The 22,077-nt window shown below is 41.5% G+C and carries 18 protein-coding genes and 1 pseudogene; 15 read left to right on the top strand and 4 right to left on the bottom strand.

Features of this window, described 5'->3' with window-relative positions; translation table 11 throughout:
• Nucleotides 1-4: 4 nt before the first annotated feature.
• Both NSQ55_RS26970 and NSQ55_RS26965 read right to left on the bottom strand, forming a co-directional pair.
• Entirely contained in the window at nucleotides 5-1,084 is a 1,080-nt protein-coding gene (locus NSQ55_RS26970; protein WP_036681403.1) for an ABC transporter substrate-binding protein, read from the bottom strand.
• Between the two features lie 90 nt (nucleotides 1,085-1,174).
• On the bottom strand, nucleotides 1,175-2,143 hold the full coding sequence (locus NSQ55_RS26965; protein WP_248549689.1) for an ABC transporter ATP-binding protein: 969 nt from the start codon (nucleotides 2,141-2,143) through the stop codon (nucleotides 1,175-1,177).
• 165 nt (nucleotides 2,144-2,308) lie between these two features.
• On the opposite strand from NSQ55_RS26965, the gene NSQ55_RS26960 reads away from it, so the two are divergent.
• From NSQ55_RS26960 to glmS, 8 genes are all read left to right on the top strand, one after another.
• Entirely contained in the window at nucleotides 2,309-3,202 is an 894-nt protein-coding gene (locus tag NSQ55_RS26960; RefSeq protein WP_339169921.1) for a LysR family transcriptional regulator, read from the top strand.
• A gap of 234 nt (nucleotides 3,203-3,436) precedes the next feature.
• Nucleotides 3,437-6,229, top strand: a complete 2,793-nt coding sequence (gene ppc, locus NSQ55_RS26955; RefSeq protein WP_038573414.1) for a phosphoenolpyruvate carboxylase — start codon at nucleotides 3,437-3,439, stop codon at nucleotides 6,227-6,229.
• A gap of 512 nt (nucleotides 6,230-6,741) precedes the next feature.
• On the top strand, nucleotides 6,742-7,308 hold the full coding sequence (sigW, locus tag NSQ55_RS26950) for an RNA polymerase sigma factor SigW (RefSeq protein WP_036681288.1): 567 nt from the start codon (nucleotides 6,742-6,744) through the stop codon (nucleotides 7,306-7,308).
• Nucleotides 7,309-7,429: 121 nt separating this feature from the next.
• On the top strand, nucleotides 7,430-8,044 hold the full coding sequence (locus tag NSQ55_RS26945) for a zf-HC2 domain-containing protein (RefSeq protein ID WP_036681404.1): 615 nt from the start codon (nucleotides 7,430-7,432) through the stop codon (nucleotides 8,042-8,044).
• A gap of 214 nt (nucleotides 8,045-8,258) precedes the next feature.
• Entirely contained in the window at nucleotides 8,259-9,089 is an 831-nt protein-coding gene (cdaA, locus tag NSQ55_RS26940) for a diadenylate cyclase CdaA (RefSeq protein ID WP_036681290.1), read from the top strand.
• Nucleotides 9,082-10,542 (top strand): CdaR family protein, encoded by a 1,461-nt coding sequence (locus NSQ55_RS26935; RefSeq protein WP_339169915.1) that lies wholly within the window; start codon nucleotides 9,082-9,084, stop codon nucleotides 10,540-10,542. The genes cdaA and NSQ55_RS26935 overlap by 8 nt, the downstream gene beginning before the upstream one ends.
• Before the next feature lie 88 nt (nucleotides 10,543-10,630).
• Nucleotides 10,631-11,971 carry a phosphoglucosamine mutase gene (gene glmM / locus NSQ55_RS26930; protein WP_339169914.1) on the top strand — a complete coding sequence of 447 codons (1,341 nt, stop codon included), beginning with the start codon at nucleotides 10,631-10,633 and terminating at the stop codon, nucleotides 11,969-11,971.
• Between the two features lie 640 nt (nucleotides 11,972-12,611).
• Complete coding sequence (glmS, locus tag NSQ55_RS26925; RefSeq protein WP_076129781.1) at nucleotides 12,612-14,444, top strand: glutamine--fructose-6-phosphate transaminase (isomerizing); 1,833 nt, start codon at nucleotides 12,612-12,614, stop codon at nucleotides 14,442-14,444.
• A gap of 1,597 nt (nucleotides 14,445-16,041) precedes the next feature.
• Here the strand turns inward: glmS and NSQ55_RS26920 are convergent.
• Entirely contained in the window at nucleotides 16,042-16,221 is a 180-nt protein-coding gene (locus tag NSQ55_RS26920) for a hypothetical protein (protein WP_339169912.1), read from the bottom strand.
• Nucleotides 16,222-16,734: 513 nt separating this feature from the next.
• On the opposite strand from NSQ55_RS26920, the gene NSQ55_RS26915 reads away from it, so the two are divergent.
• Together NSQ55_RS26915 and NSQ55_RS26910 are read left to right on the top strand one after the other, a co-directional pair.
• Complete coding sequence (locus tag NSQ55_RS26915) at nucleotides 16,735-17,208, top strand: hypothetical protein (protein ID WP_339169910.1); 474 nt, start codon at nucleotides 16,735-16,737, stop codon at nucleotides 17,206-17,208.
• Between the two features lie 225 nt (nucleotides 17,209-17,433).
• A pseudogene (locus tag NSQ55_RS26910) lies at nucleotides 17,434-17,561 on the top strand (glutathione-dependent formaldehyde dehydrogenase); the annotation flags it as partial.
• Nucleotides 17,562-17,615: 54 nt separating this feature from the next.
• Here the strand turns inward: NSQ55_RS26910 and NSQ55_RS26905 are convergent.
• Nucleotides 17,616-18,290 (bottom strand): DUF4097 family beta strand repeat-containing protein, encoded by a 675-nt coding sequence (locus NSQ55_RS26905; RefSeq protein WP_339169908.1) that lies wholly within the window; start codon nucleotides 18,288-18,290, stop codon nucleotides 17,616-17,618.
• A 255-nt stretch (nucleotides 18,291-18,545) separates the two neighbouring features.
• Between NSQ55_RS26905 and NSQ55_RS26900 the strand changes: the two genes are divergently transcribed.
• The 5 genes from NSQ55_RS26900 (at nucleotide 18,546) to NSQ55_RS26880 (ending at nucleotide 22,026) form a co-directional block, all read left to right on the top strand.
• A complete protein-coding gene (locus NSQ55_RS26900; RefSeq protein WP_076129790.1) occupies nucleotides 18,546-19,340 on the top strand; it encodes a MerR family transcriptional regulator in 795 nt (264 codons plus the stop codon).
• A gap of 463 nt (nucleotides 19,341-19,803) precedes the next feature.
• The gene (locus NSQ55_RS26895) at nucleotides 19,804-20,208 is read left to right on the top strand and encodes a GNAT family N-acetyltransferase (protein ID WP_038573410.1); all 405 of its coding nucleotides are present in this window, start codon (nucleotides 19,804-19,806) and stop codon (nucleotides 20,206-20,208) included.
• Between the two features lie 192 nt (nucleotides 20,209-20,400).
• The gene (locus tag NSQ55_RS26890) at nucleotides 20,401-20,889 is read left to right on the top strand and encodes a DUF2199 domain-containing protein (protein WP_076208636.1); all 489 of its coding nucleotides are present in this window, start codon (nucleotides 20,401-20,403) and stop codon (nucleotides 20,887-20,889) included.
• Nucleotides 20,890-21,389: 500 nt separating this feature from the next.
• Nucleotides 21,390-21,608 (top strand): helix-turn-helix transcriptional regulator, encoded by a 219-nt coding sequence (locus NSQ55_RS26885; protein WP_036681352.1) that lies wholly within the window; start codon nucleotides 21,390-21,392, stop codon nucleotides 21,606-21,608.
• Entirely contained in the window at nucleotides 21,592-22,026 is a 435-nt protein-coding gene (locus NSQ55_RS26880; protein ID WP_076129794.1) for a hypothetical protein, read from the top strand. Before NSQ55_RS26885 ends, NSQ55_RS26880 begins: the two co-directional genes overlap by 17 nt.
• The last annotated feature ends 51 nt before the right edge of the window (nucleotides 22,027-22,077 follow it).

The raw sequence follows: 22,077 nt of genomic DNA, 5'->3' as shown, positions 1-22,077 counted from the left end.
ACGCTTATTTAAAAATTTGTGTGAAGGTCGAGGAAACTTCATCGCTGTGCTCATTCATCCATTCCCAATTCACATCAAATGTTTTGATTTCTTCAAGATTGGCACGATTTTCTGCCTTCACGTCAGTTCTGCCTGGCAGCAAATAGGCTTTGGCAACAAGGGCTTGCGCTTCATCGGAGAGAAGGTAGTCGATAAAAGCCTTAGCGTTATCTACATTTGGGCTTGTCTTAATGATCGCAGCTGGGCGGGGGCTGATCACTGTTCCTTCAGCAGGATAGACGATATCTACAGGTTCTCCGTCAGCTTTTGCTTTATAAGCCATGTAATCTACGCCAGCAGCAACGACGGATTTAGCACCGGTAATCACCGGATCAAGTGCCTCTTGATTGGCGCCTGCCATAGCTACTTCATTGCTTTTATATTGTTTAAAAAGATCCCAGCCACTGTCCCCCTTAGCACTTAAATACCCAGTCATGAAATCAAGAGCCGAGCCGGAAAGTGAAGGATCGGGGATATTAACTGCACCCTTCCATTCCGCTTTGCTGAGGTCATCCCAGGAGGTCGGCGGTGAGCTTACTTTTTTGGTATTGTAGACAATACCGAGTGCGGATGCACTGTAACTGAAATAGTTACCTTCATCTATATCTGACCAATCGCTAACCAGCTTGTCTGCATTAATCGCTTCTTTATATGGAAGTAATAATCCGTCGTTTTTCATTCCTTGCATGGACGGAAGAGAGGCGAGGACAACAACATCAACGACCGGATTGGATTTTTCTGCTTCCATGCGGGCAAGTATTTTTCCTGTAGTGCCTTGGAACATTTCAACCTTAACGCCAGTTTTGGCTTCAAAGCCGTCTTTGATTTTATTGGCTAAACCTTCAGGGCCTGCACTGTAAACGACAAGATTGCCGCTTAGTGTCTTTTCTGTTGGTTGTGGGGCTTCAGTTTGCGTCGCCGCCGCAGTATCGGTTTGGTTGTTGCTTGCGTTAGCCGCAGGGGTGTTCGAGGATCCGCAGCCTACTAAAGTAATACCAAGTGCAGTTGTTAGAAGAAGTGAACTTAACCCTTTTGTCTTTTTCATTTGATTCAATGTAATTGCCTCCCTAATATTGTTGTGTGCATCTTGCTGCATGGAACAGCATCATATAGAGCCATTCCATGCAGTGGACGCTTAATTCAGATGATGGATCTGGTGCTCTGAAGCGTACAGCTGAATCTTTTCCCCTACAGGTAGGCGCCGATCATGATAAGCGGTCCAAGTCCCATTGTGCTCCATGTCCAGAATGATCTCATAGCGATCCCCCATATAACTCACATGCTGAATAGTCCCTGTAAAAGGAAGAGAGGAAGCATTCTCCTGAGACCAGCGTAAATGTTCTGGACGCAGCATCTGTTTATCCGGAACGATCCAGTTGGATTTACCAATAAAGCGGGCTACAAAAGGATGACTCGGTTTACGATAAATGTCCTCAGGAGATCCACTTTGTAAAATAGTACCACCTTGCATTACAACTACTTCATCTGACATAGACATCGCTTCGGTTTGATCATGCGTCACATACAGGGCTGTAATGCCCATGTTTTTCACCAAGGAGATTAACTCCAGCCTCATTTCATCTCGCAAGACCGCATCCAGCGCACTTAATGGTTCATCGAATAATACAAGCTGAGGGCGCATGACTACGGCTCTGGCAAAAGCAACCCGCTGCTGTTGTCCACCGGACAGCTGATGTGGAAAACGCAGCTCCAGCCCCTCCAGCTTGACCGATCGAAGCGCCTCCTGTACCCGAATCCGTAAATTCTTTTTTTGTTTGGAAGCTCGAAGTCCGAAGGCTACATTCTCGAACACAGTCAGATGCGGCCAGAGGGCGAAATCTTGAAAAACCATGCCAAAGTTACGGCGATGAATGGGGTGGCTAATTCTTTTGCTGCCTGAAAAAATAAACTCATCATCGATCAGAATTTCTCCTGCATCCGGTGTTTCCAGCCCAGCAATCAGACGGAGTAGTGTCGTCTTTCCACAACCTGAAGGACCGAGTAATGTCGTAAAGCTTCCAGCGGGAATCTTTAGATCTGCAGCTTTCAAGGCATGCACATCTCCGAATTTCTTTTCCAATCTGTGGATTGTAATTTCCTTCATTCTATCTACCTGCCTGTTCTTAAGCTTGTTCTTAGTGTAAAGGTAAAGAATTCCCGCTATATTTGCTGAATGTAACTGTGATATTAACTTTTTTGCCGATTTATTTTAACATTCATAGAATTCTTCTATGTTACCGTTTAGGAAAAGGCGAGGGAGTGGAAGAGAATGAACCTTAATCTAATGAAGCTGGAAATTGTAGAACTGCTGAATAAACATAAAAAAATTACCACGGTAGCAGATAAACTCGGACTAAAGCAGCCCACCGTTACGTATCATTTGAAGAATTTAGAGCAGCAATTGGGGGAGAAGTTATTTGAATCCAGAATGGATAAAATGATTCTTACGGAGAGTGGCAAAGCTTTTCTTCATTATGCGATCAAAATCAATGCGCTTGCTGCGGAAGCGGAGCGGGTGGTAAAAGAGTTCAGTCAGGCAGGTCGGGGGACACTGAAAATTGGCGCCAGTTATGTTCCAGCTACTTATATTCTTCCACAAATATTGGGGCAGTTTGGCGAACAGCATCCGGGGATTACCATTTCTTTATCGGTTAAGCCTTCACCGGTGATCAAAGAAATGCTTGCCAGTCATGAGATTGATCTTGGTATTTTGTCTACGGAATCTTTTTATCTGCCTGATCTGCATACTCAAGCCTTATGTGAGGATGAGCTTGTCCTTGTTTTTGCACCTACACATGATTTTGCCGGATTTTCTAATTTAAACTCAGCGATGATTGCTTCAGCGAGCTTTATTTTACATGACAAGGAATCAAGCACACGCCAGTTGACGGATAAATGGTTTGAACGAGAGGGAAAAGAATCAAAACCGCATATTTTGCTCGATTCACTGGAGGCAATTAAGCAATCGCTCATGAGTGGACAACATGTTTCATTTATTTCACGCCTTGCTGTGGAGGACGAGGTAGCCAGAGGAAGATTGCTAATCCGAGCCATTCCGGATTATAATTTTGAAAGACATATTTATTATTCGTATAACCGTGATCGCCATTATTCTCCTTTAATTGGACTGTTCATTGATCAGCTCCGTACAATCCGAATATAAGCATACATAGAGAATATACGATAGAGCCATTATATATATGAAAGAATACATAAAATATAAGGACTGTATAAATTCAGAAATTGGTGTATAATCTTAGGTGCTGTGTCGCTTTACAGCACAAAAAAGTTGCAGATTTTCAAACGGTTTTATTGTATGATATGAGGAAGCTTTAATAGACGATATTTAGACAGACAAACTTAACACATTGATCCGGAAGAGAATGGGGGGAGCAGCATGACCGAACTTACGACTACCGTCAGCAAAAGCAACTCTAACAATCTGCTGCGACGGGACGTACGGTTCTTGGGGAACATTTTAGGAGAGGTCTTGGTTCACCAAGGCGGTAACGAACTGCTAGAGATCGTGGAGAAGATCCGCGAGACCAGTAAATCGCTACGCTCACTATTTTTACCTGAACTGCATAGTGAATTTAAGGAGTTAATCAATTCTTTGGATCCGGAGAACCGTCATCAGGTAATAAGAGCGTTCGCCATTTATTTTCAATTGGTGAATATTGCCGAACAGAACCACCGGATTCGCCGTAAACGTGACTATGAACGTTCAGCTGGGGAGACAGTACAACCCGGTTCTATAGAAAGCGCTATTCAAGAGCTTCGTGAACGTGATTTCTCTCATGAGGAAGTCAACGAGATTATTGAAGGATTGTCTCTGGAACTTGTAATGACGGCACATCCAACGGAAGCTATGCGCCGTGCGATTCTCGATATTCATAAACGGATATCCGATGATGTTATGGGTCTTGATAACCCTACTTTAACTTTCCGTGAACGTGAACAGCTTCGCGAGAAGTTATTGAATGAAGTGATTACGCTTTGGCAAACGGATGAGCTGCGTGACCGCAAGCCTACAGTACTCGATGAAGTGCGTAATGGAATGTACTATTTTCATGAGACGATTTTCCATGTATTGCCTGACGTGTATCAAGAGCTTGAACGCTGTCTGAGCAAATATTATCCAGGACAGAATTGGCATGTGCCAACCTACTTGCGTTTTGGATCATGGATTGGCGGAGACCGTGATGGTAACCCTTCGGTAACCTCAACAGTCACTGCGCAGACTTTACGCATGCAGCGTAAGCTGGCCATTCGTGAATATCAGCGTATTATGCGTGAACTCATGAAATATCTAAGCTTTAGCACAAGTATTGTTAAAGTGACGCCTGAGCTAGTAGAATCCATCGAAGCTGATCGTCAGATCATTAACCTAGGCAAGATGGAAGAATGGCGCAATGACAATGAACCTTACCGTATCAAGCTTAGCTACATGATCTCTAAGACACAAAATGTTTTAGATGATGAGAAAAAAGATACTCCTGAGCGTTATGCTACACCTGAGGAGTTCATAGATGATTTGAATGTCATTGACCGCAGTCTACGGCATCACTACGCCGACTATGTGGCCGATACTTATATTAAAAAGCTAATCCGCCAAGTGGAGCTGTTCGGATTCCATACGGCAACTCTTGACGTGCGTCAACACAGTCAAGAACATGAGAATGCCATGACAGAAATTTTGGCGAAGATGAACATTTCGCCGGACTACTCTAAGTTGACGGAGATCGAGAAGATTGATCTGCTGGAGAAATTGCTGAATGATCCACGTCCGTTGACCTCTTCTTACCAGACGTATACTGAAAGTACAGAGGAGTGTCTGGCGGTTTACCGGACGATCTTCGCATCGCAGGAAGAGTACGGCAAACAATGTATCACCAGTTATCTGATCAGTATGGCTGAAGCTGCGAGTGATATTCTGGAGGTTATGGTCTTCGCCAAAGAGGTAGGACTATTCCGCAAGGATAACGACGGTACAGTTGTATGTACCCTGCAAGCTGTGCCACTTTTTGAAACGATTGATGACTTGCATGAAGCACCGCAAATTATGAACACACTGCTCAATATGCCGATCTACCGTGATGCGGTAAGAGCAATGAATGATTTGCAGGAAATCATGCTTGGATATTCAGATAGTAATAAAGATGGCGGCGTGGTTACTGCTAACTGGGAACTGCGTGTTGCCCTAAAAGAAATTACAGCGACAGCGGATAAGTTCGGAATCAAGCTGAAGTTCTTCCATGGTCGTGGTGGAGCGCTCGGCCGCGGGGGTATGCCACTTAACCGCAGTATTCTTGCTCAGCCTGCTTCGACAATTGGCGGCGGGATTAAGATTACCGAGCAGGGAGAAGTAATCTCCTCCCGTTACTCCATGCAAGGAATTGCTTACCGCAGTCTGGAGCAAGCGACATCTGCGCTTGTAACAGCAGCAATTAGTGCGAGAGTGCCACAAGCGGATCTTTATGAAGAGAAATGGGAAGAGATTGTTGCCCGTATTTCTGAGGTCTCGCTGAACAAATATCAGGATTTGATCTTCCGTGATCCGGATTTCCTGACTTATTTCAAAGAATCAACACCTCTGCCTGAGGTTGGAGAGCTTAATATCGGTTCCCGTCCTTCCAAACGGAAAAACAGCGACCGTTTTGAAGATCTGCGTGCAATTCCTTGGGTATTTGCATGGACACAAAGCCGTTATTTGCTCCCAGCCTGGTACGCTGCTGGAACCGGACTGCAGAGTTTCTATGAGGGTAAGGAAGAGAATCTGAAGATAATGCAACATATGTATGAGAACTTCTCATTCTTTACTACACTGATAGATACGCTGCAAATGGCTATTTCAAAAGCGGACTTGATCATTGCTAAGGAATACGCCAGCATGGGCAAGAACGAGGAAGCACGTCAACGGATCTTTGGCCAGATTGAAGATGAATTTAATCTGACCTCTGAGCTGATCCTGAAGATTACAGGCCAGCAGGATATTCTGGATAACGTTCCTGTGATTCAAGAGTCGATCAGACTCCGCAATCCATACGTTGATCCGCTTAGCTACCTGCAGGTTCAATTGCTATCTGAGCTTAGAGCGCTCCGTGAAATTGATGGAGATGATAGCGAGCTGCTTCGCGAAGTATTGCTTACCATCAACGGCATTGCCGCCGGTCTTCGGAATACCGGCTGATATAGTCTTAACAACAAAAAGTCCGCCCTATTTGGGGCGGACTTTTTTTGCCTAATACAAGTGTTGTGATCATAAACTGTATATTGCTGCTGTGAACATTACTTGTTTCTAAATATTGGAGAGTCATACCCGATAGTTCTTTATTGCCCTACCCAAGTAACCGAGTTGTAAACGTAGGTAAATAACGTGGCACTTATTACTTCGGTGATGGAGCAGCGTAGGGAATATTTGGAACTGTAGGAGCGCCAGCGTTCGCCTTTATCCTCAGATTTCGACCGCTATATGCGGTTTCTAATCAGGAAATCAGAGGATAACAGCGACCGAAAGTCCAACATTCTTTGGAATGCTATCGTATTCACACCGTGTTTTATTCCTAAAAATTAACTCAGTTTACATAGAAGGTTACAATACAATCCTTGATTTTTACACAAACTTGAATTACGATTTAATTGCTTGTACCGTGGATATTTGCGAAGAAATACCAAGGGCGGCAAGTCTGGGGGAGTTAACAGGTGGAGAATTTGGAAGGCAGATTGACAAAGCTCGCCTTGAAGGGCGACCAAAGGGCATTTGCCGAGCTTGTGGAACTATATAAAGACAAAATATATCATTTAGCTTACAGGATGTTGAACAATCGCCATGAGGCGGAGGATATTGTTCAGGAGACCTTTTTGCGTGTGTATAGGAATTTGGATCGTTATGATGATAAACAGAAGTTCTCCACATGGATTTACCGGATTGGAACGAACCTCTGTATTGATAGATTGCGTAAACGAAAACCAACCTATTCGCTGGATGCTGAAATGAACGATCAGGAGGGCCTTGATGGCTATTCGTTGATTCCGAGCGACAATGTGACACCTGAGACCGAACTATTGCTCTCTGAGACGCAGGGGCTAATCTATGAAGCGATTGACAGTCTGCCTGTGAAATACAGGTCGGTGATGATTCTGAGATACCTGCAGGATCTGTCCCTTCAGGAGATTAGTGATGTCCTGGATATGCCCGTGACCACGATTAAGACGCGTGTACATCGAGGTCGTGAATTTTTGCGTAAAAAATTAGGCCCAAAAATGTAAAAATAGATTTTATTTATGAAACATCTTTTCGAGAGCGACGTATGTAAGTTAAGCAAGTCTTATGTGTCCTGACCCTTTGTCTTAGGATAATTAAATAGCACTCATGAAAGGATTGGCTCCTATGGAATGCAAACTGGCCGTCTCTATGATGCATGACTACTTGGATGACGACTTGCCCGAACAGCAGCAGAGGGAATTGAAGGAGCATCTTCTATCCTGTCCAGATTGCCGTGCAAAGTTTAAAGAATTGGAACAGACAGATATGTTGATGTTCTCTCTAATGCATCAGAATCCTGTAGCTTCAGATGATCTTGTGAGCCGGATAATGAGTTCATTGCCAAAGACTAAGAAAGAAAAAGCCTTTATTACCTGGATCAAGAGACACCCTGCACTTACAGCGGCATCTCTATTCCTTGTCGTTATGCTGATGAGCACCGTAACTTTTTGGAGTCCAGACCGACAACTTGTAGTTAGAGGTGTTGATTTGGATCAAGTGGTCATCAAAGGGGATACTGTAATTGTACCTTCCGGCAAAATAATTACCGGAGACCTTACCATAGAGAACGGTAAAGCACAGGTATATGGAGAAGTGAACGGCAACGTGACAGTCATTGACGGATCTCTATATCAGGCTTCAACAGCTCATATTTCTGGGCAAGTCAAAAGCATAGACCAGGCAGTAAGCTGGTTCTGGTATAAAGTGACGAACATGTTCTCTGAAGTTGCCTACCGTTAATGCGGGCAGTGGTTACCTTGAGCAGGAATATTAATTAGCGCCTCTTTTTCCGGAAAGATGGCGCTTTTTTGTTTCCTTAAATTGGGTGGTTTCGGAAAGGATTGAGGGACTAAACTTGCAACTGAAGCCCGAACGTTATAACCTAGATATGATACAGAGCTAACAGACATTTTACATAAACCCAGCTAATTTGAAATGACGGGGGTTTTAGGCAATGAGTTATTTTACTGAGCTAACATGGAAAGATTCCATTAAAGATATAATTGATATCCTAATCGTCAGTTACATTATTTATAAAGTGCTTAATATGGTACGCGGGACGCGGGCGATTCAGCTTTTAAAAGGGATACTGGTTCTGGTCTTGATTTGGGCGGTAAGCACAATCTTGGACTTGTATACACTTAAATGGCTAATGAATCAAATGTTTACTTTCGGGGTCTTAGCTGTCTTTATTATTTTTCAGCCGGAACTACGAAGGGGACTGGAGCAGCTTGGACGGGGCAGATTTTTCGGACGGGCTGGAGAAAGTGACGAAGAGATCAGTAAGTTAATCGGCGAAGTGATTAAAGCCGTGAATTATTTATCTCGCAGAAAAATAGGGGCGTTAATCGTTTTTGAGCGGGAGACGGGGCTAAACGAATATACAGAGTCAGGTATACCCATGCGTTCCCTGGTAAGCTCCGAATTGCTTATTAACATCTTTATTCCCAATACACCTCTGCATGACGGAGCCCTTATTATGCAGGGAAATCAGATTGCTGCGGCTGCTTGTTACTTGCCTTTGTCCGAGAATCCTTTTATCAGCAAAGAACTGGGAACCCGGCATCGGGCTGCTATAGGAATAAGTGAGGTTGCAGACTCGGTGTCTGTCATTGTCTCGGAGGAGACAGGGCAGATTTCCCTTGCCATCAATGGCCAGATCGTTAGAGACATTAAGGAAGAATCCATGATATCGAAGCTCCATCAAGAGCTTAGTGTAAGTTCATCGCTGAAGGAGAAGGGTTCAACTTTCTGGAAACGGAAGGGGGACAAGAATCATGGATAAGTGGATGAACAATAACAATTTCAATAAGATTCTAGCCCTTGTGTTTGGGATCATTTTGTTTACGATGGTTCATGTCGATACTGCGCCTTCTGGACAGACAACAGTGGATATAAAAACAAAAACTATTGAGAATGTGAAGATTGAAGTGACCGGCCTTGACGAGGACAAATATGTCCTTGAACCCTTGGCTGTCGATAGTGTCAGTCTGGAGGTAGCGGGTAAAAATTCCGATATCTCCTTTCAGTTCTCGGATGACTATAAAGTGATGCTTGATCTGAGTAAGGTTGAACCTGGGGACACCACGTTGCCACTTTACTATAAACTACCCAAAGGTGTATCTCTGGTAAGAATGAATCCTAAAGAGGTTACTGTACATGTAGAACCGCGAAACACGAAGTCTTTTCCCATAACATTGGTTACAAAGGGAAAACCTGCAGCGGGTTATCAAATAGGCACGCCTGTCTTGCAGCCTACAGATACTGTAAAAGTGACACTTGCGGATAATGAACTAAGCAAGGTAGCCAAGATACAAGGGACTATTGAGCTTAACGGTGAGAACGAAACCTTTGTAGAAAAAAAGCTGAAGCTACACGCTTATGATAATAATGGAAATGAAATTAAAAATGCTGTAATTGAGCCTTCTACTGTATCTGTGGAATTGCCGATTACCTTACCTTTTAAGAGTGTGCCGCTGGAGATTGGCTTTACTGGGCAACTTCCAGATTCACTCGTATTATCCAAAGTGACCCCTGAGCAGGAAACGGTCGTAGTGTATGGACAAGCAGAGGCTTTAAAAGCTTTATCTGCTTATGAAGCTACAGTCGACCTTAGTGCAATAGATTCTGCGGGGACGAAACAAGTAAAGGTTGATCTGAAGGCACTGGCTGGAACGGAGAAAGTTATGCCAGAAGCTGTGAATGTTTCATTAACCATCTCAGAAATTGCTGAGCGGACGATTGAGGCGGTACCCATCAAGCTCCAAGGCGTGGGGGATGATTTGGAAGGAAGTATTGTTAATCCTTCAAGCAAGGAAATTGCGCTTACCTTAAAGGGTGCACCTGCTTTACTTGATCAACTTGATAAGAAAAATATAGGGGTTGTGGCTGATGTTAGCGGACTTTCAGCTGGAACTCACGAGGTTTCTTTGCGGGTATCATTACCCAAGTTCATCGCATTAGCCAATGCAGGGGTGCCACTTACTGTGACCGTGCAGCTGCTATCGCCTGCAGCACCAGTCCCTACGCCTCATCCAGATACTGGGGGTGTGACTACTCCTGAGCCGAGTTCTGAACCTGTTATAGGCGATGTGGAACCTACGGAGAAGCCCACGCATAGTGGAGAGGCTGGTGGAGCAACACCAACGCCTGTCCCGACGGATAACAATCCGGAGAATAACGGCACAGCTAACACAAGTACGAATTCCGAGAATCCTGTAAGTACAGGTGGGACGTAATCTTTTGAGCCCAGAGGTACACCAAAATAGTATGCAATTCATATGATAGTACATTAAGCTAACGTAGCGTATTCAAAGGAGAAAAATAATGGGGAAGTATTTTGGAACTGACGGTGTGCGGGGAGTAGCAAACCGTGAATTGACTGCAGAAATGGCTTATAGTATTGGCCGTTGTGGAGGATATGTACTAGCGGGTAACTTGGATAAACCGAAGGTTGTTATCGGAATGGATACACGTATTTCCGGTCCTTTATTGGAATCCGCGCTGATAGCGGGCTTATTGTCTATTGGAGCCGATGTAATCCGTATAGGCGTAGTGAGTACCCCTGCTGTTGCTTATATTACGAGATTGTTAAAAGCAGACGCAGGCGTCATGATTTCAGCTTCTCACAATCCTGTAGAGGATAACGGCATTAAGTTCTTTGGTGGGGATGGCTTCAAGCTTACAGATGAAACTGAACTGCGCATTGAAGAGCTTATGGATGCTGAGGTAGATGAATTGCCACGTCCTATCGGTTCGGGTTTAGGTATGGTTATCGTAGATAATGATGCTAAGTATCTTTATCTGGAGTATTTGAAAACTACCATTTCTCAGGACTTTAAGGGAATCAAGGTTGTACTGGACTGTGCGCATGGCGCAGCGTATGAGCTTGCTCCAAGACTGTTCAGAGAGCTTGGCGCTGAGGTTATTTCTATCGGGGCTGAGCCAGATGGATTGAATATTAATGATGGATTTGGTTCGACACATCCAGAGACTTTGCGTGAAGAAGTCTTGCGTCATGGAGCCGATTTGGGACTTGCTTTTGACGGAGATGCTGACCGCCTGATCGCTATTGATAATAACGGTGATGAAGTCGATGGCGACTTTATCCTTTGTATTTGTGGTGATGCCATGAACCGTGCAGGTAAGCTGAAGGATAGCACGATTGTATCAACCGTTATGAGTAACATCGGATTCTATAAAGCTACCGAGAAATTATCCCTGAATACTGCTAAGACAGCTGTAGGGGATCGTTATGTTATGGAAGAAATGCGTCGTGGGGGCTTTAATCTAGGCGGAGAACAGTCTGGACATGTTATTTTCCTGGATTACAATACAACTGGTGATGGTATTCTTACAGCTATTCAGCTGGTAGATACGCTTAAGGATACAGGCAAACAGCTTAGCGAAGTTAAGAGTATGATGACTAAATACCCGCAGGTGCTGGTTAATGTTCGTGTACAGGATAAGACTAACTACCCTAATAACCCGGCTATAGAAGCGGCTATCGCTGAAGTGGAAGGTAAGCTAGGTGACAATGGCCGTGTGCTTGTACGTCCGTCAGGTACGGAATCTCTAATCCGCGTTATGGCAGAGGGACCAGATAAGTCAGATCTAGATCTTTATGTGAATCAAATTGTGGAAGTAGTTCAACGCGAATTGGTATAATCCATTACCTTAACTATAAGGCTGGTGCAGTGAGCGGGAGCGATTCGAACTCGTTGCACCAGTGTTATTTTATTTTAGGATTGGATCGTTTGAACTGGTTTTGTAAAATTTAGGTTGGTGTGCCATTGCCAAAGTACTACAAGGTGCATATAATAGATTAAGTGTCATTCTAGATGGAAAGCGGGGATTGTGAGGTTAGCAATAGCAAGCGCCAGAGCTTGGTCTAGCGCGGGGGAGAAGGGAAAGCTGCTTACTTGTTATGTAGGCTATGGCTTGAACGGATCACGGCAGACGTAAGCTGACGAGGTGGAGGTGTTCGAAATGTTCGGCGGGGACCTCCCGGTGATGCACCAGAGCCGTAAATGGATACGGAAAATGAAAGGGCGACCTTTCACACAACGTTTTCATGGGTGCAACAAATTATATTATTCATGTGTGCGCGCATCAGAAGGAAACACGTTATTTCTGCCACGGCAGAGGAGAAGGCTGTGCATTTCATGAACATTAGAATGTAAGTGACAGTTTATTTTGTTGATCCTAAAATACAACAGAATATTTGCTTTTTCTCAAAAACATGCCGCACGGCACGTTTCTTTCCTTATGCCGCCACATTACGATAACTCGGACGGGGGAAATTATAATGTGTGGTATTGTAGGATATATTGGTAATCAGAATTCGCAGGGGATCTTGGTTGAGGGTTTGAAGAAATTGGAATATCGTGGATATGATTCCGCTGGTATTGCTGTATTTACCCAAGAAGGACTGCAAGTAGTGAAAGCTCAAGGCCGTTTGGCGAATCTGCAGTCGAAGCTCGAAGACAGCCCGCTGGCAGGTAGCGCAGGTATCGGACACACACGCTGGGCGACTCACGGTAAACCATCCGATGAGAATTCACATCCACATACGGATAACAGCATGAAGTTCTCGGTAGTTCATAACGGTATTGTCGAAAACTATCTGGATCTGAAAGAAGAGCTGATCGCTGGCGGATGCCACTTTGTCTCTGAAACCGATACAGAAGTTATTTCACATCTGATTGCTCGCGAATATGACGGAGATATCGTGAAGGCTGTACAAAAAGCGATTACGTTCATGCGCGGTGCGTTTGCATTAGGTGTCCTGACTGAATATGAGCCAGATAAACTGGTGGCTGTGCGTCAAGCTAGCCCGCTCATTATCGGTCTTGGCGAAGGAGAAAATTTTATCGGGTCAGATATTCCGGCACTGCTTGAATATACCCGTAACGTATATATTTTGAACGACGGCGAAATGGCTGTGCTGACAAGAGATGCTGTCGAATTGATGACGATTGAAGGCAACTTTATTTCTCGGGAAATGATTACTGTCGATTGGGATGCAGTTACCGCAGAAAAAGGCGGCTACGAGCATTTCATGCTGAAAGAAATACACGAGCAACCTAAGGCTTACCGCGACACCATGCGTGGTCGTATCAATGCCGAAGGTAACAAGGTTGTATTGCCTGAACTGAACATGACTGAAGAACAAATCAAGAACATTCGTAACATTCAAGTCGTTGCTTGCGGAACGGCATACAACGCAGGTGTGGTAGGACGTACTATGATCGAATCTTTGGTTCGTATTCCAGTTGAAAATGATATCGCTTCGGAATATCGTTACCGTTCACCAATCGTGACTCCAGAAACTTTGGTTATCGTAGTCAGCCAATCCGGTGAGACTGCAGATACTTTGGCAGCTCTGCGTGAAGCGCAAGCTAACGGGGCACACGTATTGGCGATCACTAACGTAGTGGGCAGCTCTATTGCTCGGGAAGCAAACGATGTGTTGGTAACCTTGGCGGGTCCGGAAATTGCAGTAGCTTCGACCAAAGCTTACACTTCACAATTGATCGCATTTGGATTGTTTGCTCTTTACTTGGCTGAAGTTCGTGGTACACAAACCGAAGCACAAGTTACTAAGATTCTTGCAGCTATGCAATCTCTACCAGAGCAAGTAGAAGAGATCCTAGCTCAAAAAGAAGCGATCAAAGGTTATGCTGAACAAATTTCTGAGCACAAAAACTTGTTCTTCATCGGCCGTGGCGTAGACTACGCTGTTGCTCAAGAAGGATCCTTGAAGCTGAAAGAAATTTCTTATATTCACTCCGAAGCTTATGCTGCAGGTGAATTGAAACACGGTACATTGGCTCTGATCGAAGAAGGCGTTCCAGTTATTGCCCTGGCAACTCAGGAAGCTGTACTTGAGAAGACCGTCAGCAACATCAAAGAAGTGAAAGCTCGCGGCGCAGATGTGCTGGCAATCACGCACCAAGAGCATTTAACTGACCTGCTTAGATCAGTTGATCAAGTGTTCGTGATTCCTAAAACACTTCCAATGCTGACAGCAGCTTTGTCCGTAGTGCCTCTGCAATTATTGTCCTATTATGCTTCTCTTGCGCTGGGTCATGATGTGGATAAACCACGTAACTTGGCGAAGAGTGTTACTGTGGAGTAGAATTGGTGATGTAAAAGTACAGTTGTTGACTAATTACATTAATTTGTTGTTCTGAACATTAAAGTATTGTTTTGAGTAACAAAATTGCAATAAAGTTGTGTTTTGAAAAGCTTAAGAAAAAAATGAGCGTGGAACAGCAACACTGACATCTAGAGCCGTCCTGAAAATACAGGGCGGCTTTATCTTTTTTTTATATGGGGGAAGATGATCTCACAAGGCCGACTTAGTGAAATTGAGCAGGGAAAGACTAAACCCTCTGCCGAAACTCTAAAAGAATTAAGGAAAGAAATTAATGTTGATTTAAACTGGTTATTCGACGAGGATATTTAATTTTGTTAATATGTTGATGGAGTGTCTGGTGACATTTAACTCAGTGTTTAGGTGGTGTCTTTAAAACAAAGTTTGAGTTTTTATAATAGAGTTGGTGCTTAATGAAGGCGTCAAATATTGTTTGTAGCTAGAAAAAAAGAATGTAACTGTTGATTATTGTCAAAAGAAAATAAAGTTCTAGACTGAGAAAATAAAGTATTTTCTTAGTGCTTTGGATAAGATAAGTCCCCTGTTTAAGCACTACATGCTACCCGCGTACGTTCTTTAATAGGTAATTGGAAATGGAATATAATGAGGAGGACGCAGCCCAAGCGAAGGAGCGGGAGCGTTCTTTTTATTAAACTAACGGGCAGGATATCCCTCAATTCAATGTTTTAAGTACGGTAGCATAACGAAACAGTAGTTCATTAGCGTTCGAACCAAAACAGTGAGATACAGACAACTGAAGCACGGATGAGTCGGAACGAAACTATCATACGGACGAAGATCCTGTCGGGCAGCATATCTGACCTCCACCTCATGGACAGGTTGAATGAAGGAATGAGGAGATCCATAAGTGCAACCATACTTTTCCTAGGTAACCACTTTCTTCAGACTGTGGTTAAGGAGATGTTCATTTGCGCTTTTCCTCGTCCCAACATTTTCTTCGATTTCAACTTGATTCCACCATGAAGTCGTCTGCACTGAACGAATAAAATCAGAAACCTAAGATATTACGAGCATTCAAGAGAAAAGTGATTCCTCATAGAGGGAGAATAGTTTAACAAAGGACAGGATACCGAAGCACCTGCTCTTCAATAATTTTTTCAACTATCGTGACGATTACTTGAATAATTCGATTCTGAATCTGATCATCTTCTGTTTGGAAAATCTCCACGAAAAAAAGCGCCGGCTCATGATGTTATCGTGAAACCGGCGCTTTTTCGATCGATACCACATATACGTTTAAATGGAGTCTATATTAGGAAGCCTAATTAATTGATGATATGGATCTGGTATAACAACTGTTCCAAGAGTACCGCTTGTATTATACTGATTAACAACCCTGCCCCTGGGTCTACTCAGTCCTATTGGACGCCGCAGGACTCCGGCTGATTACTATTCAGGAAGCACGTATCAATTGCGATGAGCCGTTCGCTCTATGCCATCAGCGATTACTTTGTACAGTTGCCGCGGAATGTTGTGTCCAATACCGTCCACCAACATTAGCTCGGCTCCAGGGATAGCAGTAGCCGTGTTTTCGCCACACTCCGGTAGGATCAGGGGATCACAAGCTGCGGACGACGGTCGCCAGCGACAGCCATAGCAGCAATTTGTCGTCCGACACTGCTTGGGTCGGGTCGTAGTCTCGCTGGATTTCCTCCAGAATGAGCGCCCGATAAGAATCCTTTTCAAACGGATAGCCGGTGCCGGTGATGCGTTTGGCAAAAGAGAGCTTTTGTGCCAAAAATTCTGTTTCATCCTTGTCCAGTGACATTAAAGATGTGAAGTGTAGATTAAAGTTAGCGCTTCTCCAATTTATGAGTTCAAGTTATTTAGGGTGAAATTTCTTGATTTGTTTGCAGTAACTTTAATACAATGCCAAATACTAAACTATACATTTAGATTTTGGAATTTAATAACCAAGTTTTTAGGAATATAACCATCATTACTGTTCACCATACTTCGGCTACTCTTTGTAAGTGGATTGATCTGTGTCCATGTAGACTACACATTAAAAGACTTATTAGAACATAATATTACATAGAGGAGAATTGGAGATTATTGCGTAAGGAAATTAATATTATAGTAAACTGATGTTCACATGCACTTTAAAAGGTAGTATAATAAAATAAGGAAAATAATACATTTTATAGTTTAATATTTTCCTTTACGGACCTTATCCATTCGTTCAACATTTAAGTGAATATAATGTTTTAAAGTAGGAAATAATTTATTGGTATAGAAAGGGCGGGATAATATGTTTAAAAAAATATATTTAATAGCCTTTGCAGTGACTATTATTTCAGGAGTGGCATTAATATCAAATTCAAAAGCAGACACCTATCCAGAAATGGAAACCGTAAATAAGACAGTTGAAAATCCTGTTAACACTAATTTTTCAACAAATAACGTAAAATCCGTAGAATCCGTAGAATCAGTAAAAAACGTAGAATCCGTAGAATCAAAAATCGCAAAAGGGTATTATAGTCAACTATATACACCTCATGGCATGTTCTTGCGAGCAGATAAACAAAGTATCTTTAAGGAATCGGAGATAGCAAGAAATTTAGATCAAATCGGGCCTAATACGAATCAACTAATTTTTGAAGGCGAGTTTTTTTTAAAAGTAGATGAATCAACATTTCTTAAATCGTATCCCAATTCGTTGCTCTTAAATGAAACCTTAAATGAAACAGATGAAAACGCAATTAGACTGACGATGCTTCATTAAGCTAACTGGCAGGAAGGTTTGAATATTCAATATACGGTATTATTTTAATTATATCGATAGTAGTACTTTTTATATGCATCGGATACATTCAGTTCCAAAGGATGGTTCAAAACAGTCAAACAAAATCATGAAGGTATAAGCCGCTGTAATGCGGCTTATACCTTATTTTGATGGAATTCACTATCAAGCTTATATATTTTGGCCTTCGGGTACATCATAAGATAATCGATTTACGGGTCGGATCAACAACTTTATCAAGGTGATTTTCCATTACAAGACGGATATTTTATCGGTTATAGGCCGGTGGAATAGTCGAAGAGGTAGGACCAGAAGTTTCAAAAGTGAAACAGGGGTTATCCCTTTCAATATTGTATCGGACTTCATACGAGCTAATATTTAACTACTGGCTACTCAGAAAATTGTAAGGTAATATCGCCGTTATTTGTATAAGCAGATAATTTTTTTGAACCATTCTCTTTATTGGCAGGCAAATTGCTATCTCCTTTCTTTACCTTGCTTAAGATCGCGAAATCATCATATGACCCTAGAATAGAACCGCTAATATTTCCGTTTTTTGTTTCAAGGGTTATAGCCGTCCCTACATTCAATTTGTCCAGTTGGATATTTCCGTTATTTATGTTTACTTCCACTGTCCCTAAAAACACGATTGTTGGTAATACAATACTTTCATTTGATGTTTTTAAAGTCAAATTTTTTAAAGTTGCATCAGGTATCCATACCTGAATAGTTCTGGTTACTTGCGAGTCTTTTCCTCCGATATAGTCGTTCCATTCCTTATTACTGTCACTTACCATTGACAGTTCTTTATCGTCAGATAGATCAATCTTGTAAAAATCTTTCTCACTTTCATAGTAAACAATATGAATTTGTTCATCTTTAGATTGGAGAATAGTTATTTTTTTGTCCTTTGCATCAATTGTTAAGGTATCAATCTTTTGGGCAGGGATGATGTAATTTTTTTCCTCCATGGAAGTGGGGTGGGAGGAGCATCCTGCCAATGATATCAATAGTGTCACCAATATGCCTATAGTAGTTAGTAATTTTTTTGCAGTGCTTTTCATTATAAAATGCTCCTTTGTTAAATCATTTTTCTTTTTAATATAGCCAGTCCTACGAATACCAATCCTAAGCTGCTCTGCAAAAAAAATTGCGATATGCAACAAAGTATTAGAGTTGAACATAATGATCTTGAAAAGTCTACCCAAATATGTTGCAAGAGTTGGATCGGATCATTTTTGTATTTCGTTGCGTTTATCAGTCGCATATGTTTTAATCATCATAAACTTTTGTGTTACAAAAAGGTCAAGAGGGTAGATATGAACAACTATTTTACAATTAAGCAAGCAGCAGAGATCGTAGAGACGACCAGTGAGACCTTGCGGCACTATGATCGTATTGGATTAGTCAAGCCATGCCATAAAGATGAATTGTCGGGATATCGATACTATTCCGAGCAGGAGCTCGTAAAGCTGCAAACCATTGAACTGCTCAAAGCAATGGATCTTACTTTAATGGATATTAAAGATATATTGCAGCAGAATGATCTCTCTAAAGTAATTGAATTTCTAAAACAGGCAGAAAAAAGAGCAGACGATAAAATTGCTCGTCTGCAGTATGCAAAATCGAAAATTAAACGTGCCTATCTACATTATGAAAATAAGTTCCACAACGGTTATAGTCAAAGTGAAAATTACTTTGTCAGAAACATAGAGGAAAGGGTAATTATGCTTTCGAATAAAATGGAAAGCCCCACACTTAAGAATTTATGGGACTATCACAGACATTTCTATCAACAAATTGAGACTTCTCTGCATTCACAATTTCTATTTGAAGATATGGCGGGAATGTTCACGACTGAAGGAATAACACGGTTATTTGCTGTTTGCTTGAAATATCCGTCTTTAGAGGGGTTAACTGTGCTACCAGAAGGGGACTATCTGTGTGCAAACTGTACCGAAGAGAATAAGAATGCTGTATTACAAAATTTACTTGAAAGGGCAAAGACGGAATACGATGTGTGTCCAGATTTTGTTCTTCATAACATTATTGTGACTGGAATATTGCAGTGGGATTATCAGATACAACTGTTCATTAAGAAACGCACATGTTAGATTAAATACAAAGGAAAGGGTTTAGAAAAAGAAAATTGTTTGATTAAAAGTCGCTAATTTAGCGGCTTTTTTTGATTAAGGAAGCACGTTTCTTACCCCAGGCTGAGGACAAGAACGTTATACTTCGCCGATTAGCTAAATATTTAACTATAGTTCAATGTTATCTATTTAGCTAACTGGCAGATTAACGCTATAAGTCTTAGGAATAGTATGCTTAAGTGAAAAAAGTATTTTCATGAATTCTCTAATGTGAATAAATACAAATTCCACTGCAGTTAATCCATTTTCTATACATATTTTTAATAGTACATTGAGGTAAATAAAGTGATTATTCACTTTGATAAATTCGAAATTGCTTTGTCGGTATTATTTTATGGCTTCGTAAGGATTGCAAAACCAGCGAAATATGGGAGTTTAAAACAGATGTGTGCCGTAGTTAGTTTTATGAAAGGAAGGTATAGCGGTGAGTATTTATTACGCTTCAAGCAAAGAGGATATCACTAAGGATGCACTCCAAGAGTTATTTCTTTCGGTAGAATGGGAGTCTGGCAAGTATCCAAACGAGCTTTTACAAGCAATCGGAGGGTCTCATTCAATTGTTACCGCTTGGGAAGGAGGAAAGCTTGTCGGTTTAATAAATGCTTTGTCAGATGGTGTTTTAACGGTATATTTTCATTATATGCTTATTAATCCGAGTTATCAGAGTATAGGTATAGGTAAGGAAATGATGAATATAATGCTTGATAGATATAAAGGGTGTAAAACAAAAGTATTAATTTCTTATCCTCATGCAGTGGATTTCTATAATAAATTTGGCTTTAATACAGAGGATGGAGCTACACCAATGTTTATCTCAGAGTTGATATGATTAAACTAACGGATCACGATAGTTTAATCGCAACATGAAGGCAGCCGATCAGAGGATCAGCTGCCGTTTTTATTGAAGTAAAGGGGCAGGATAACTCAGTAATTTCGCGAATACTCAAAAGATGTAATTATCACAAAGTTCCCGAATAAGACGTTATAAGAAATCGGCGAGAAACTATAAGGAGCAGAAAACATGAAATGCCCTCACTGTAACAACGAATTAAGTGAACTTCCTTTATGTTACGGAAGTGAAGCACCATATTATTTTTACACTGTACCAGAAGAGAAAAGAACAGAATTAATTAGAGATTTTTGTGTAATTGATGAACAGCATTTCTTTATTAGAGGCCATATTGAAATACCAATAATCGATAGCAAAGAGAAATTTATATGGAGTGTGTGGGTTTCTCTTAGTGAAGAAAACTTTCTGAAGTCTAATGAATTATTGCACGTAGAAGGAAGGGAGACGGAAGAACCTTATTTTGGTTGGTTATCGACTGAACTTTCAATATATCCAATAACTACATTATCGTTAAAGACAATGGTGCATACACAAGAGGTTGGTGCTGTTCCGTTAATAGAATTAGAACAAACGAATCATCCACTTGCAGTTGAACAAAGAGAAGGAATTACAATGGAGAGAGTTAAAGAAATTGCTCATTTAATAAACCATAGTCAGTAAGAGAAAAATTTGAATCTATAGTCGAAGAAGCTGCCGACAGCTTATTAAATCATATCTACGCCAGCAGACAACCTTGCAATGCTAAACTCGGTGTGTAATGTCGTTTAAGCTAACAGGAGACTTTTGTTCAATGAAACAGAGACAGTCTTAATATTTTATTTTCTGCTGACAATGACACTTTTTTATCCAAAAGGCAAACTTTCGGAGGGTATATTCTTGAGGCAGACTAAGCTAACTGAAGTGTTTTTTTATAAGTTGTCGCCCGTGAAACACTCAACGTCACCCGTACTCCTATTAGGGAGTTAACGGGTGGCGTTTTTTCATGCCCGATTCTACAGATGTAGTATCAACAAGGCGTGCCCTAAATCATTACACCTATAAAGATCACGGGTTAAATTGCAATCAACTTCAGCTGATGGAAAGTTAGCTTTACATGTATAATCCAATATGTTATTCTTACGGAAAGTTAACTTTCCATAATTGCTTCAGGAGGTAAGATATTGAAAAACAGGCTTGAAGAGATTAGAAAAGAAAAGGGCATTAAACAAGAAGAACTAGCGGATAAATTGGAAGTATCCAGGCAAACGATTGGTTCACTTGAAAATGGCCGGTATAACCCATCCATCATTCTTGCATTTAAGATTGCGCGATTTTTTGAAATGAGTATTGAAGATATTTTCATTTACGAGGAGGAGCTGGGTAATGAAAACGGCAAGTAAATGGGTGCTCTTAACAATTGCAGGTGCTATTATGGTTTATATGGGTGGATTTATTTTAACTGACGAGAAGCTAAAAGGAATTTCCGGTTTGCTCATTGGTGTGGGTTCAGTCCTTGCAGTGCTTGGAGTAGGAAATATGGTGTATTCGTTATGGCTTAATAAGCCCCAGAACAAAATAAAGAATGATGAGAAAGTTAGAATGAGTAAAATTGAGGCTAATGATGAACGGAAAATAAGAATAAGAGAAAAAGCGGGTTGGAAAACTAATATTGTTAACTTTTACATCCTAATGGCTCTAACTGTTGTATTTAGTTTAATGGGAGTAGATCAAACTGTAGTCACTGTGTTATGTGGTGTTTTTGTTTTTCAAATCTCCTTAGGAATCTTCCTGTTTAATTATTATGCTAAGAGAATGTAATTGGAATGACGTAACATCAATTAGAATATTCGAAAATATTTTGTTAGGAGA

The sequence above is a fragment of the Paenibacillus sp. FSL H7-0943 genome (assembly GCF_037963265.1).
GTDB classification, from domain to species: domain Bacteria; phylum Bacillota; class Bacilli; order Paenibacillales; family Paenibacillaceae; genus Paenibacillus_AQ; species Paenibacillus_AQ odorifer.
The sequence above is the reverse complement of the archived record's forward strand: the minus strand, read 5'-3'. Positions and strand labels throughout refer to the sequence as shown.